This window comes from Enterobacter chuandaensis, from assembly GCF_003594915.1.
Classification (GTDB): domain Bacteria; phylum Pseudomonadota; class Gammaproteobacteria; order Enterobacterales; family Enterobacteriaceae; genus Enterobacter; species Enterobacter chuandaensis.
Window position 1 is genome coordinate 1 of record NZ_QZCS01000010.1, and the last position, 14,472, is coordinate 14,472.

General features: G+C 54.1%; 13 protein-coding genes and 1 other RNA gene. 4 read left to right on the forward strand and 10 right to left on the reverse strand.

Annotation, left to right across the window (positions count from 1 at the left end):
- The 3 genes from D5066_RS15475 to D5066_RS15485 form a co-directional block, all read left to right on the forward strand.
- On the forward strand, positions 1-342 hold a 342-nt coding region (locus D5066_RS15475; protein ID WP_119916462.1), incomplete at its 5' end, for an STM2901 family protein.
- A 2-nt stretch (positions 343-344) separates the two neighbouring features.
- Entirely contained in the window at positions 345-662 is a 318-nt protein-coding gene (locus D5066_RS15480; protein WP_080328283.1) for a DUF1493 family protein, read from the forward strand.
- Between the two features lie 21 nt (positions 663-683).
- Positions 684-1,169 (forward strand): Hcp family type VI secretion system effector, encoded by a 486-nt coding sequence (locus D5066_RS15485; RefSeq protein ID WP_010435904.1) that lies wholly within the window; start codon positions 684-686, stop codon positions 1,167-1,169.
- 75 nt (positions 1,170-1,244) lie between these two features.
- Here the strand turns inward: D5066_RS15485 and D5066_RS15490 are convergent, their stop codons facing one another.
- The 9 genes from D5066_RS15490 to garL form a co-directional block, all read right to left on the reverse strand.
- Complete coding sequence (locus D5066_RS15490; RefSeq protein WP_119916463.1) at positions 1,245-1,655, reverse strand: Spy/CpxP family protein refolding chaperone; 411 nt, start codon at positions 1,653-1,655, stop codon at positions 1,245-1,247.
- A gap of 151 nt (positions 1,656-1,806) precedes the next feature.
- Positions 1,807-4,101, reverse strand: coding sequence for a formate C-acetyltransferase (gene pflB, locus D5066_RS15495; protein WP_119916464.1), 2,295 nt, complete (start codon positions 4,099-4,101; stop codon positions 1,807-1,809).
- A gap of 15 nt (positions 4,102-4,116) precedes the next feature.
- Positions 4,117-5,325, reverse strand: a complete 1,209-nt coding sequence (gene tdcD, locus D5066_RS15500) for a propionate kinase (protein ID WP_119916515.1) — start codon at positions 5,323-5,325, stop codon at positions 4,117-4,119.
- A 30-nt stretch (positions 5,326-5,355) separates the two neighbouring features.
- Positions 5,356-6,687, reverse strand: coding sequence for a threonine/serine transporter TdcC (tdcC, locus tag D5066_RS15505; protein WP_061096983.1), 1,332 nt, complete (start codon positions 6,685-6,687; stop codon positions 5,356-5,358).
- A gap of 9 nt (positions 6,688-6,696) precedes the next feature.
- Positions 6,697-7,686, reverse strand: coding sequence for a bifunctional threonine ammonia-lyase/L-serine ammonia-lyase TdcB (gene tdcB / locus D5066_RS15510; RefSeq protein WP_119916516.1), 990 nt, complete (start codon positions 7,684-7,686; stop codon positions 6,697-6,699).
- Between the two features lie 115 nt (positions 7,687-7,801).
- The gene (gene tdcA, locus D5066_RS15515) at positions 7,802-8,722 is read right to left on the reverse strand and encodes a transcriptional regulator TdcA (RefSeq protein WP_080328286.1); all 921 of its coding nucleotides are present in this window, start codon (positions 8,720-8,722) and stop codon (positions 7,802-7,804) included.
- A 687-nt stretch (positions 8,723-9,409) separates the two neighbouring features.
- An RNA gene (gene rnpB, locus D5066_RS15520) (RNase P RNA component class A) lies at positions 9,410-9,786 on the reverse strand.
- 59 nt (positions 9,787-9,845) lie between these two features.
- On the reverse strand, positions 9,846-10,736 hold the full coding sequence (gene garR, locus D5066_RS15525; RefSeq protein ID WP_080328287.1) for a 2-hydroxy-3-oxopropionate reductase: 891 nt from the start codon (positions 10,734-10,736) through the stop codon (positions 9,846-9,848).
- Positions 10,737-10,757: 21 nt separating this feature from the next.
- A complete protein-coding gene (garL, locus tag D5066_RS15530; RefSeq protein ID WP_032659754.1) occupies positions 10,758-11,528 on the reverse strand; it encodes a 2-dehydro-3-deoxyglucarate aldolase in 771 nt (256 codons plus the stop codon).
- 357 nt (positions 11,529-11,885) lie between these two features.
- On the opposite strand from garL, the gene garD reads away from it, so the two are divergent.
- Complete coding sequence (gene garD, locus D5066_RS15535; protein ID WP_119916465.1) at positions 11,886-13,457, forward strand: galactarate dehydratase; 1,572 nt, start codon at positions 11,886-11,888, stop codon at positions 13,455-13,457.
- A gap of 46 nt (positions 13,458-13,503) precedes the next feature.
- On the opposite strand, the gene D5066_RS15540 is transcribed toward garD, so the two are convergent.
- Positions 13,504-14,307, reverse strand: a complete 804-nt coding sequence (locus D5066_RS15540; protein ID WP_061096978.1) for a DeoR family transcriptional regulator — start codon at positions 14,305-14,307, stop codon at positions 13,504-13,506.
- Positions 14,308-14,472: the final 165 nt, after the last annotated feature.

Below are 14,472 nucleotides of genomic sequence, written 5' to 3' on the forward strand. Positions count from 1 at the left end.
TATGGTGGATTAAAGGATGTAGTAATGATGGCCACGATGATTCTTGGCTTACCTATACTTGAAACAAGAACAAAGCCAGAAACGGCAACTATAGGTACATCTGTGGCATCTAAGTACCTGCGAGATCTTCTGAATGTCCAGTTACCACATCGATTACCTACAATTACACTTGCAAGCTTTAAATACAGAAAACCAATGTATACCAAAAATTTAGGTGCGTTCATTGGACGATGGATACCTGCATTAGGGATAACCATACTTGCTGCAGATGTGGCAATGATAAGTTACAAAACGCTTTCAAGATATAATACGATTGCTCACCCAAAAGACCGGATTTGGTGAAGATGAACAGTGAAGCTGATGTTTTAAAATTCTTCAGGGATAATTTACCAGAACAAGGCACATTTACGGGTAAACGGATTCCCCTCGGGATAGATGATGTTTTACAGGATTACACGGATCTGGATGATATCGTATATGCCATTGAGCGATTCGAAAAAAAGTATCTTATTGAAGTTAACACTGGAAATTATTTCCCCTGGACTCAAACCTGGTTTTTCAGGAAATGGTTTACTAAAGAACCGGTTAAGCAAATATCAAAGCCATTGACGGTAAGAATGTTTGCCGAAGCGGTAAAAGCAGGAAAATGGATACACGATTGATTTATAGAAGGAGTTTTTATCATGGCCGTACCTGTTCACATTTGGTTCTATGACGACGGTGGCTCACTCATTAAAGGTTCATGTGATGTTCAGGATCGTGAAGGGAGTGTTGAAATTAGAGGTTTAACCCATAATTTGAGTATTCCAACCGATCCACTCTCCGGAAGATTAACCGGAACGAGGAAACACGCGCCTTTCCTGTTCGAGAAGGAAATTGATAGCTCATCTCCTTATCTTTATAAGGCGGTAGCGACAGGGCAAAACCTTAAGAAAGTTGAAATTAGATATTACCGAATTAATGACGCAGGTTGGGAGGTTGAATACTTTAGAACTGAGCTCGAAGGTGTGAAAGTTGTCTCTATCTCCCCTATTGTTAACGATACACGTAACTGCCCTGGTACTGGCCACCTTGAATCTGTTCAATTGCGCTACGAAAAAGCGACCTGGACCTATTGCGACGGGAATATTCAGTTTGCTGATGCATGGAATGAACGTGCGTCGGCATGATGTTTAGAATTCATTCTCACAGAATCTAATTAAAGCGATTCTGTGAGGTCTCATTTTAAATGATTGATTCCTGAATCACTCTGCCAGCGCGTTAGCCATATCGGTTCTAATCTGCTTACGCTGTTCCGGCGTCAATACCTGGCTGACGTCGAAGTAGTATTTCACACGGTAATAGCGGGTCTGCTCTTCAATTTTGCTGAAGGCGGCAAGCTGGTTTTTCACCGTGCTTTCGTCCCATTTACCCGCCTGGAACATATCAATCAGCGCGCCGTCCTTCACCCCCGTCATCGGGATCTTGCTGACGTTTTCTTCAAGCTGCTTATGCAGGCCTTCAATCTTCTGCACCTGCTCGTTGCTGAGCTTGAGATGCTGCACCAGCGGATCCTGTGATGGGGACGGGGCAGCTTCTACGTTCGCGGCCTGCGCCGTAAAACTGCACGCCGCCAGTGAGGCAGCAACCAAAACAATACGGGTCATTTTCATCATCTTACTGTCCTTACATTCTGTTATAGGAAAAAGCAGGAGCATTGTTTTTCAAGAGCGGATGAATATGTGTGAGTAATTATATAAACAATTTTGTATGGTTAGCGGGCAAAAAAAGCCCCCTGCACTGAGGGGGCATGAGGTGCCATTTGCGTCAGATGGATTGCGTAAACGTCCGCGAAATCACGTCCTGCTGCTGCTCGCGCGTCAGGGCGTTAAACCGTACCGCATAGCCGGATACGCGAATTGTCAGGTTCGGGTAGTTCTCCGGGTGTGCAATGGCATCCAGCAGCATCTCCCGGTTCATGACGTTGACGTTCAGATGCTGCCCACCCTCAATGGACGCTTCGTGATGGAAGTACCCGTCCAGCAACCCCACCAGGTTAGTTTTGCGCACCAGTTCGTCCTTGCCCAGGGCCTGCGGCACGATGGAGAAGGTGTAGGAGATCCCGTCTTTCGCATAGGTGAACGGCAGTTTGGCGACCGAGGTTAACGAGGCCACCGCCCCTTTTCTGTCACGCCCGTGCATCGGGTTTGCGCCCGGGGCAAACGGCGTGCCGCCGCGGCGTCCGTCCGGCGTGTTCCCGGTCTTCTGGCCGTAAACCACGTTGGAGGTGATGGTCAGGATCGACTGGGTTGGCACCGCGTTGCGGTAGGTTGGCAGCGCCTGAATTTTCTTCATAAAGCGCTCCACCAGATCGCAGGCAATGCTGTCCACCCGGTCGTCGTTGTTGCCGTACTGCGGGTAGTCCCCTTCAATCACGAAGTCGACCGCCAGGCCGGTATGGTCGCGCACCGGCTTCACCGTGGCGTATTTAATCGCCGACAGGGAATCCGCGGCTACCGACAGCCCGGCAATGCCGCAGGCCATAGTGCGATAGACGTCCCGGTCGTGCAGCGCCATCAGCGAGGCTTCGTAGCTGTACTTATCATGCATATAGTGAATGAGATTCAGCGCGCTAATGTACTGCACCGCCAGCCAGTCCATAAAGTGATCGAGGCTCGCCATCACGGTGTCGTAGTCCAGCACGTCATCCAGCAGCGGCTCGGTTTTCGGGCCGATCTGGATCTTCAGCTTCTCGTCCACCCCGCCGTTGATCGCGTACAGCAGCGTTTTCGCCAGGTTGGCGCGTGCGCCGAAGAACTGCATCTGCTTGCCGATCACCATCGGGCTTACGCAGCAGGCAATAGCGTAGTCGTCGCTGTTGAAGTCCGCGCGCATCAGGTCGTCGTTCTCATACTGCAGCGACGAGGTGACGATCGACACCTGCGCGGCGTATTTCTTGAACGCGATCGGCAGCTGTTCTGACCAGAGGATCGTCAGGTTCGGCTCCGGCGCAGGCCCCATAGTGTGCAGGGTGTGCAGATAACGGAAGCTGTTTTTGGTCACCAGCGTGCGCCCATCCAGCCCCATCCCCCCGATCACTTCCGTCGCCCAGATCGGATCGCCGGAGAAGAGCGTGTCGAACTCCGGCGTGCGCAGGAAGCGCACCATGCGGATCTTCATGATGAAGTGGTCAATCAGCTCCTGGGCCTGGACTTCGTCCAGCCGTCCTGCCTGCATGTCGCGTTCGATGTAGATATCGAGGAACGACGCCGTGCGCCCCAGCGACATCGCCCCGCCGTTCTGGGATTTTACCGCGGCAAGATAGGCAAAATAGACCCACTGCACTGCTTCCCGGGCGTTCATCGCCGGACGTGAGATATCAAAGCCGTAGTTCGCCGCCATCTGCTGGATCTGGAGCAGCGCGCGCCTGTGCTCCGCCAGCTCCTCGCGCAGGCGGATCGTGGCTTCCAGATCGTCACCGCGCTCCAGCCTGCCCTGCAGATCCGTAAACTGGAGTTCACGCTCGCGCACCAGATAGCTGATGCCATACAGCGCCACGCGGCGATAGTCGCCGATGATGCGCCCGCGCCCGTAGCCGTCCGGCAGGCCGGTCAGCACGCCGGATTTGCGGCAGCGCATCATCTCCGGTGAATAGACGTCAAACACGCCCTGGTTGTGGGTTTTGCGCAGGTCGGTAAACAGGTATTCGAACTGCGGATCCATCTCCCTGCCGTAGGCTTCGAACGAACTGCGGATCATGTTGATCCCGCCGTATGGATGCAGCGCACGCTTGAGCGGCTTGTCGGTTTGCAGGCCGACTATCGTCTCCAGATCCTGGTCGATATAGCCCGGTCCGTGGGCGGTAATGGTGGTGGCAATGTTGGTGTCGAAATCCACCGGGGCGTGGGTGGCGTTCTCCTGGCGAATGCCGACCATCACCTTCTGCCACAGCGCCGTCGTTGCTGGCGTCGCCTGCGCGAGGAAAGCTTCATCCCCTTCATAAGGGGTGTAGTTATGCTGAATAAAATCGCGGACGTTGACGGCGTTTTTCCATTCTTCACCGCGAAACCCGGCCCATGCGTCGCTGTAAGGCGCGACGCCCGTATCGATTGTTACTTTCATGTATTTCTCGCTTTATCAGGCGTAAGCCGCAGCCGGGGTGACCTTCCCAAGACGGAGGGCGTCCAGCGCGATCATTTTTTCTTCGTTGGTAGGAACTACCGCGCAGGCCACGCGGGACGACTCGGTGGAGATCACGCGCTCACCCACGCTGCCCGGCAGGGCGTTTTTGGCGTCGTCGAGGATGATGCCGAACACTTTCAGATGTTCGGCCACCAGCGCGCGGACAAGCATCGAGTTTTCGCCAATGCCACCGGTAAAGATCACCCCGTCCAGACGGTGCAGCGACGCGGCGTGGCCCGCAATGTGCCGCGCAATGCGGTGAACAAAGGTGTGTATTGCCAGTTGTGCCCGCTCGTTACCCTCGTGCCAGGCTTTTTCCAGCGCGCGTAAATCGGAGGAGATGCCGGAGATCCCCAGCAATCCGGACTCTTTATTGACCACGCGCTCCAGGTCCTCAAACGACTGCCCGGTCTGCTGGGCAATCCACGCCATCGCGCCGAAGTCCACGTCGCCGCAGCGCGTCCCCATGACCAGCCCTTCCAGCGGCGTCATCCCCATGGAGGTGTCGACGCTCTCGCCGTTGCGCACCGCGCAGATGGACGCCCCGTTGCCAAGATGGGCAATCACCAGGCCGCTGTCATCAGCGGAGAGTCCGAGAAGCGCGTGCGCCTGCCCGGCCACGTAGCGGTGAGAGGTGCCGTGGAAGCCGTAGCGCCGCACGCCCAGCGCTTCAAAATAGCGGTACGGCAGACCGTACAGATACGCCTGCGGTGGCAGCGTCTGGTGGAAGCTGGTATCAAACACCGCCACCTGCTGCACGCCAGGGAACAGACGTTCTGCGGCTTCCACGCCGCTCAGGTTGGCGTAGTTATGCAGCGGCGCCAGCGGGGAGACCTGGCGGATTTGCTCAATCACCTCTTCCGTGATCAGGGTCGACTCGCTGAAGAGGTCGCCACCGTGCGCAATGCGGTGGCCAATTAAGGCCACGCTGCTCGTCAGGTTACGCTTCTCCAGCTCCAGGGCGATGGCAGCCAGCGCCCCTTCGTAGTCCTGGTGAGCCAGCCTGGCCGGCTCACCCCCGTTCACGGAAATAAAGGCCTTCTCGGTGTTGATGCCCTCCGCGATGCCCGTCATCAGGGCATCGCAGCTTGCTGCATCCAGCACCGAAAACTTAACAGAGGACGATCCGCAGTTAATAACCAGTACTACCGGAAACTCAATCATCATGTGACTCCGCTCTTCCTGAGCTTTGGGTTAGAACAGTTTGTAAACGATATTCAGAATGGTCAGCAGGCCGACCACGGTAACGAAGATGTTCTCGGTGCGGCCTTTGTATTTCGCCAGCGCAGGCGCCTTGCGGATGGCGTACATCGGCAGCAGGCACAGCAGAGAGGCGATGATTGGCGCGCCCATGGCTTCAATAAGGTCCAGAATGTTCGGGTTGGCGTAGGCCACAACCCAGGTGGAGCCCATGATGAACACCATGCTGATAGTGTTCAGCTTGCCAACAGAGACTTTCTTCTTATCGCCCTTGTAGCCGAACTTGAGGATCAGGCCGTTCAGCCCTTCCAGCGTGCCCAGGTAGTGGCCAAAGAAGGATTTGAAGATAGCGACCAGCGCGATGATGGAGGCACCGTATTCGAGCACCGTCGCGAACGTGGATTTGCTTCCGGACATCGACGCGAAGTGGTTCGCCAGGTAAGAGAGCACCGGAATGTTCTGCGCTTTGGCGTCCGCCATGTTCTGCGGAGAGAGCGTAAACAGGCAGCTGAAGGCGAAGAACATCACCACGGCAACCATCAGCATGCTGGCGCGACCGATGATTTTGGAACATTTCTGCTCGGTAAACTCTTTTCCGAACTCCGGCTCGTACTCTTCGCGCTTGGAGACCACGAACGAGGAGACGATAGGTGAGAAGTTGAAGGAGAAAACCATGATGGAGATACCCAGCCACACCGTGACCAGAATGCCGTCATGACCGGTGAAGGCGATATCGCTCAGGTTGACCTGGTCGATTACCGCCGAGTTCCAGTACGGGATCAGCGACAGGGAAATCAGCACCAGGCTGGCGATGAACGGGAACACCAGGTAGCTCATCACCTTCACCATCAGGTCTTTACCGAACCAGATAACAAAAGCCATCAGCAGCAGCAGGAACAGCGCCACCACGCCGCGGTTCAGCGCGGGCATCTGGAGCTGGTTTTCCCAGAAGGTCATAAAGGTGTTGGTAATGGTGACGCCGTAAATCCACAGCAGCGGGCAAATCGCAAAGAAATAGAGGAAAGTGATCACCACCCCACCGGTTTTACCGAAGTGCTCTTCCACCGTTTCGGTGATGTTGCCGGAGACGTTACTGCCAGACAGGCACAGGCGCGCCAGCGCGCGGTGGCAGTAAAACGCAATCGGGAAGGCGAGTACCAGCATCAACAGGATGGGGATCAAGCCGCCAAAGCCTGCGCGAATGGGGAAGAACAGCACGCCTGCGCCAATGGCGGTACCAAACAGGCCAAGCGTCCATGTGGTGTCAGACTTACGCCAGGAGGACGTTTTTGTCTGGCCAACGATAATGCTTTCTGTGTTGCTCATAGGTCACCTTTATGCGTCAACGAAGCCGGTAATTTGGGAAACACGGGAGAGATCGATATTGCCACCGGAAATAATGCAGACGGTTTTACGGCCCTGAATATAGTGGTCAAGCTTGCCGCTTAATAACGCCGCGCAGGCCAGCGCGCCCGCGCCTTCCGTCACCACTTTATTTCGCTGAATAAGCGCGATCATGCTATTGCGAATATCGTCTTCGCTGACCAGTACAATGTCGTCAACTAATTCACGAACAATTTCGAAGGTTAATTTACCCGGACGAGACACGTCGCAGCCGTCGGCTAATGTGCCAGCAACACGATGATTGGTTATTTCTCCGGCCTGATAAGAGACCGCCATCCCGTGAACGTTTTCAGACTGTACACCGATAATATTAATGGTCGGGTTGATGGATTTAATTGCTGTCGCAATACCGGCAATTAATCCGCCACCGCCGATGGGTACAATCACGTTATCCACGTCGTATAAATCTTCGAGGATTTCCAGGCCGATGGTGCCCTGGCCGGCAATCACTTTCGGGTCATCATAAGGCGGGATAAATATGCGCCCTTCCATCTCGACGATTTCGCTCACTTTGGCGATGGTGTCGTTAAAGTTCTCGCCGTGCAGCACCACTTCAGCGGAGTAGTCGCGGGTAGCGGCAACCTTGGATTTCGGCGCGCCCATCGGCATCACCACTTTGCCGTCGATACCGAGCATGGCACAGGAAAGCGATACGCCCTGCGCGTGGTTTCCAGCGGAGCAGGCAACAACGCCTTTGCGTTTTTCCGCGTCTGTCAGCGAGCTTAACTTATTAAACGCACCGCGAATTTTAAACGAGCCGGTGCGCTGCATGTTTTCGAACTTCAGGAATATCTCACCTTTGCAACGTTCACTGAGATAATTTGAGCGCGGCATGCCGGTTTTATAGATTTTTCCTGCCAGCCGCTTTCTGGCATCCTGTATATCTTCAATCGTAACCGGGAGATCGTAAGTAATATGCATAATTTCCTCGTTATAATAATTCATTCTTTTCAGGCAAAGTCAGGGTATCAGAGCATAAAGAAAAAACTCTGGGTGTTTTTTTAAATGATTAAATACTTTCCAGGGAGTTAATATTTCATCGTCGTCTTTCGCTGGTCATTGAGGCATATTGTTTTGCCAGTTCAACTAATACTGACGCCGATTTTTTAATTCTGTAATTTTTCGACCACACGGCGGCATAACGCGCCACGGGTAATTCATCTTCCACCGGCAGCACAATAAATTGATCGGAACCGAACGGCGCAATCATGTCGCGGGGAATGACCGTCAGGTAATCGGCATTCAGCACAAGGTTATAGATGGTGACGACGGAATCGGTCTGGACGATGCTTTCAATGCTGATGTGGTTGTCTTGCAGGGTAGTCAGGAGTTCTTTGTAGTAGCCCATATCGGTTTGCGGCATCACCCACTGCTCATGCGTGAGCGATGCCAGTGTCGTCGGGCCGGTGCACGTTCGTGATTTACTGGCAACCAGCACAAATTCGGACTCAAACAGCGGCTCGACGTGCAGATCCTGCAACAGCATTTCGTCGCTCAGCGTGCCGATGGCGAAATCCAGCCGACCGTCGCGAATGGCCGGAAGGAAAGAGGAGAGCTGGGCTTCGTACATGGATACGCGCGCTTTCGGGAACACTTCCTTGAATTTTTTGATCATTTCAGACAGGAAGGTGAAGCCGATCAGCGATGGATAGCCAAAGGAGACGTCCATGACGGTACTGAAACTGAGGCTGTTAATTTCGCTCACCATGTTTTTCATTTCGCGGGTGATCGACTCTGAGTACGAGAGCAGAACCTGCCCGGCAGCGGTCAGTTTTACGCCGGTATTTTTACGCACCATCACTTCCACGCCGAAGTAAGATTCGATGTCGCTGATGATTTTGCTGACGGCGGGTTGCGTCAGGCCCAGCTGTCTTGCGGCAGAACCTATGGAGCCACTTTTAATGACTTCCTGAAATACAACGAGGTGCTGTGTTTTCGGTAGAATAATAGTGTTCATAATATTCTGCGCTTATTTCCCTATGACGCAGCGGATTCTACCCAATATTGTTTAAGGGGGTATGTGCTGTCACTCACAATTTGCTTTTTCGTGCATTATACGGGAACAACAAGAACCTAAAAAACATCATAAAATCAATATAATAGATAAATACAGGCACACCATTACGCTGATATCGATCAATAAAAGCAGCAGTAATAAATTTATTTTATGGCGATAACTTTGATAAATTTTTCTGCGTTAAAAAAATCAGTAAAGACGATCTTTCAGGCAATTAAAGGCCAATAAATAACCGTTATTCCGTTGAAACATTCTTTCAAATTATCAAATTTTGCAGTGGCTTTTTCGTCGGCGAAGGATAAAGAGTGGAATACGTCACACATTCACATGATGAATGTTTTTAATTTCAATATGTTTATATCAAATAAGAAAATATTTGCGATCGTTCAGTTAACATTCGCAACAAATTAACAATACTGTAAATTCACTCTTTTTTAGCGCGAAATTTTGTGATGACGATCATCTGCGAGAGGCACAGCGATACCGGAAGGGGTAATGCAGTGAAATGTGCTTAATGTCGCAAATATGAGAATTGATGTCGTTTGTGCAAGTTGCCGGGTGGCGATGCGCTTACCTGGCTACGACACCCTAAAAGCAAAAACCCCGCCGAAGCGGGGTTCTGAAAGAAGTTGAAGCTGACCGATAAGCCGGGTTCTGTCGTGGACAGTCATTCATCTAGGCCAGCAATCGCTCACTGGCTCAAGCAGCCTACCCGGGTTCAGTACGGGCCGTACCATGTGAACCCCTATTTGGCCTTGCTCCGGGTGGAGTTTACCGTGCCACGGACTGTTACCAGCCGCGCGGTGCGCTCTTACCGCACCCTTTCACCCTTACCTGATCCCGCTTGCGCGGGCCATCGGCGGTTTGCTCTCTGTTGCACTGGTCGTGGGTTTCCCCCCCAGGCGTTACCTGGCACCCTGCCCTATGGAGCCCGGACTTTCCTCCCCTCCGCCCGTCTCCCCCGAAAGGGACGACGACGAAGCGGCGACTGTCTGGTCAGCTTCGGCGCGCAGTATAGAGGGTTTGCGCGCCGCTGTCACCCTCAGGCGCAGGCAAGATGCTATTAACGCGCCACTTCCACCTTCGCCAGTTTTTCGTAGTAGCACGCAATCGCACTGTGATCGGCCGTGCCCAGGCCATCCGCACGCAGCGCCTGCATCATCTCCATGACCGCAGCGGTAAGCGGCAGCTGTGCACCTACGCCGTGAGACGTATCCAGCGCGTTCGCCAGATCTTTGATGTGCAGGTCAATGCGGAAACCGGGTTTGAAGTTACGATCCATCACCATCGGCGCTTTGGCATCCAGCACGGTACTGCCCGCCAGGCCGCCACGTATCGCCTGATAGACCAGATCCGGATTGACGCCCGCTTTGGTTGCCAGCGTCAGTGCCTCAGACATGGCGGCAATGTTCAGCGCCACAATCACCTGGTTCGCGAGCTTGGTGACGTTGCCCGCACCAATTTCACCGGTATGAACCACGGAGCCGGCCATCGCTTTCATCAGGTCATAGTATTTGTCGAACACGGCCTTATCGCCGCCCACCATTACCGAAAGGGTACCGTCGATGGCTTTCGGCTCGCCGCCGCTGACGGGCGCATCCAGCATCTCGACGCCCTTCGCTTTTAACGCCTCGCTGATTTCCCGGCTCGCGAGCGGGGCGATAGAGCTCATATCAATCAGCACCAGGCCCGGCTTCGCCCCCTCGATGATGCCGTTCTCCCCCAGCGCGACCTCTTTAACGTGCGGAGAATTTGGCAGCATGGTAATGATGACATCGCACTGCTCAGCAATGGCTTTGGCGGTACTGGCTGTTTCCGCGCCCGCCGCCATCACTTCAGCCACAGACTGCGGATTGTGATCGGATACCACCAGTGAGTAACCCGCTTTAATCAGGTTCTTACTCATTGGTTTACCCATGATCCCAAGACCAATAAAACCCACTTTCAGCGTCATAATCTGTTTCCTCAATGATGGTTATTTTTTAAAAGCGTCCGCTAATTTCTGCGTGGCCGAGCGGAATACGCCGAGGTCGCTGCCGACGGCAACGAAGGTCGCGCCCCATTCCAGGTAGCGGCGGGCATCGGCTTCAACCGGCGCCAGAATGCCGCACGGTTTGCCGTGCGCTTTGGCGCGGGCAAAGATGTGCTGGATAGCGCGCTGCACGTCAGGGTGGCTGGCGTTGCCCAGATGGCCAAAGGCGGCAGCCAGATCGCTTGGGCCAACGAAGATACCGTCCACGCCGTTTGTGGCTGCAATCGCATCGACGTTATCAACGCCCTGCTGGCTCTCGATTTGGACCAGAATGGTGATGTTGTTATTGGACTGGGCGAAGTAGTCCGGCACGGTGCCAAACATGTTGGCGCGGTGCGATACGGAGACGCCACGGATCCCTTCTGGCGGATAGCGCGTAGAGGCCACGGCCAGCGCCGCCTGTTCTTCCGTTTCCACAAACGGGATCAGGAAATTGTAGAAACCGATATCCAGCAGACGCTTGATAATCACCGGCTCGTTAGTTGGCACGCGCACCACCGGCGCGCTGGGGCTGCCTTTCAGCGCCATCAGCTGCGGAATAAAGGTGCTGATATCGTTCGGCGCATGTTCACCGTCCAGCACCAGCCAGTCGAACCCGGCCAGGCCCAGCACTTCGGTGCTGATGGGGTTTGCCAGCGCCGACCAACAGCCAATCTGAATCTGGTGCGCCGCGAGGGCGGCTTTAAACTTATTCGGGAAGATATCGTTATTCATCACTTAACCCTTTTTCATTCCGCAGTTTTAGCCAGTATTATTTATTCCAGAACAGATTCTTTATATTTATTTCTCTGACTGAATATTGGCGTTATAAAATCGTCATTCAGTATAATCGGCTCTACACGGCAGCACATTGTTTTGATGCTCAAGTATCGCGCTGCATTTCAACGCTATTTTGAGCATATGCACAAAGCAGTGGGCGCTAATGCACAGAATCAAGGATTAGTCCGCCTGAACCGATCGCGATCACATTTTCACGTTTCCTCTCCTGACATGCTTTATTTCTGCGTTAAGAAAACGATTATCCAACGAGTTATTTTTCATAGCTGAAACTTTGCCGGAGAAGAGTGAATAATGGCCGATATTGCAATTAGAGAGGCATCGCCGACAGCGTTTTATATTAAAGTTCACGATACGGATAACGTGGCGATTATTGTCAACGACAATGGCTTAAAAGCAGGCACCCGCTTCCCGGACGGGCTGGAGCTGATTGAGCATATTCCGCAGGGACACAAGGTCGCGCTGGTGGATATTCCTGCCCACGGAGAAATCGTGCGCTACGGCGAAGTCATCGGCTATGCGGTGCGCGCTATTCCCCAGGGTAGCTGGATTGAGGAGTCTCTGGTGACGCTGCCAGAAGCACCGCCGCTGAATACGCTTCCGCTGGCGACCCGCGTTCCTGAAGCTTTGCCGCCGCTGGAGGGCTATACCTTTGAAGGCTACCGCAATGCGGACGGCAGCGTCGGCACCAAAAACCTGCTCGGCATTACCACCAGCGTGCACTGCGTGGCGGGCGTGGTGGATTACGTGGTGAAAATCATTGAGCGCGATCTGCTGCCGAAGTACCCGAACGTCGACGGCGTGGTGGGTCTTAACCACCTGTACGGCTGCGGCGTAGCGATCAACGCACCAGCGGCGGTTGTGCCTATCCGTACCATTCACAATATCGCCCTGAACCCGAACTTTGGCGGTGAGGTAATGGTGATTGGTCTCGGCTGTGAAAAATTGCAGCCAGAGCGCCTGCTGCAGGGCACCGAAGATGTCAAAGCCATTCCGGCGGATGAGGCCAGCATTGTGCGCCTGCAGGACGAGCGCCACGTTGGTTTCCGGTCAATGGTCGACGATATTCTGCAGGTAGCAGAGCGTCATCTGGATAAACTCAACCGCCGCCAGCGCGAAACGTGCCCGGCGTCGGAACTGGTGGTGGGCACCCAGTGCGGCGGCAGCGATGCGTTTTCCGGCGTGACGGCTAACCCGGCGGTGGGCTATGCGTCCGATCTGCTGGTTCGCTGCGGCGCCACGGTGATGTTCTCTGAAGTGACCGAGGTGCGTGATGCTATCCATTTACTCACGCCGCGCGCCGTCAACGAAGAGGTGGGCAAACGCCTGCTTGAGGAGATGGCCTGGTACGATAACTATCTCGATATGGGCAAAACCGACCGCAGCGCCAACCCGTCTCCGGGGAACAAGAAAGGCGGCCTGGCGAACGTGGTAGAAAAAGCCCTCGGTTCGATTGCCAAATCCGGCCAGAGCGCGATTGTGGAAGTGCTCTCTCCGGGCCAGCGCCCGACGAAGCGCGGCCTGATTTATGCGGCTACGCCTGCCAGCGACTTTGTTTGCGGCACTCAGCAGGTGGCGTCGGGTATTACGGTGCAGGTGTTTACTACCGGGCGCGGCACGCCCTACGGCCTGATGGCGGTCCCGGTGATCAAGATGGCGACCCGCACCGAGCTGGCAAACCGCTGGTATGACTTAATGGATATCAACGCGGGAACTATTGCCACCGGGGAAGAGAGTATTGAAGACGTGGGCTGGAAACTGTTCCACTTCATTCTGGATGTGGCGAGCGGGCGGAAGAAAACGTTCTCGGACCAGTGGGGGCTGCATAATCAGCTGGCGGTGTTTAACCCGGCGCCGGTGACGTGATGGCCCCTCACCCTGCCCTCTCCCCATAGGGGAGAGGGTAAAAAACTTAAACCAGCACCACGTCAATCCCGCTTTTCCGCAGCCCATCCAGGCTTTCCGCAGGAATGCCTTCATCGACAATAATCATATCAATCCGTTGCGTATCAATGATTTTATGCAGGCTTGAGCGGTTAAACTTGCTGGAGTCTGTCACGACAATAATACGCTCTGCCACCTCGCACATTTTGCGGTTCAGGCGTGCTTCATCCTCGTTGTGCGTGCTCACACCGCGATCGAGATCGATAGCGTCAACGCCCAGGAACAGCAGATCAAAGTGATAATTCTGTAAGGACTGTTCCGCCTGGTCGCCGTAGAAGGACTGCGACTGACGCCGCAAGTGCCCTCCGGTCATCAGCAGCTCTACCCCTTCTGCTTCCAGCAACGCATTCGCCACGTTCATCCCGTTGGTCATCGCAATGACGTCCGTGTGCTGGCGCAGCATACGGGCGATCTCAAACGTCGTGGTGCCGGAATCCAGAATAATGCGGTGCCCCGGCTTCACCAGCGCGGCGGCGGCCTGGGCGATGCTACGCTTCACCGCCGTATTGAGCGAGCTTTTATCCTCAACGGAAGGCTCGACGCCAGGCGCATTCCCTTCGCAGATCAGCGCCCCGCCGTAGGCGCGAACGGCAATCCCCTGCTTTTCCAGAAACGCCAGATCGTTACGGATCGTCACCGTCGACACGCCGTACAGATGTGAAAGATCGTTAACCTGCACGCTTCCCTGCGCCCGCAACCGCTGAATGATCTGCTCTCGCCTTTCACTGGTACCGGTGATGCGCTTCTCTGCGGATGAATCGCTGCTGCTCATACGAGATCCTTAATAAATTAACTTTCGTTTCATTTCGTTTTGTCTATTAACGCCTTTCTTTTTAGCGAATGCAAGTGCTGTCTGGCGGACACACGTAAGCCTTCCTATAGCTGAAACCTTTCATTATGTTTCTTTTGTGAAACAGATCGGAAAACCATTATCTTT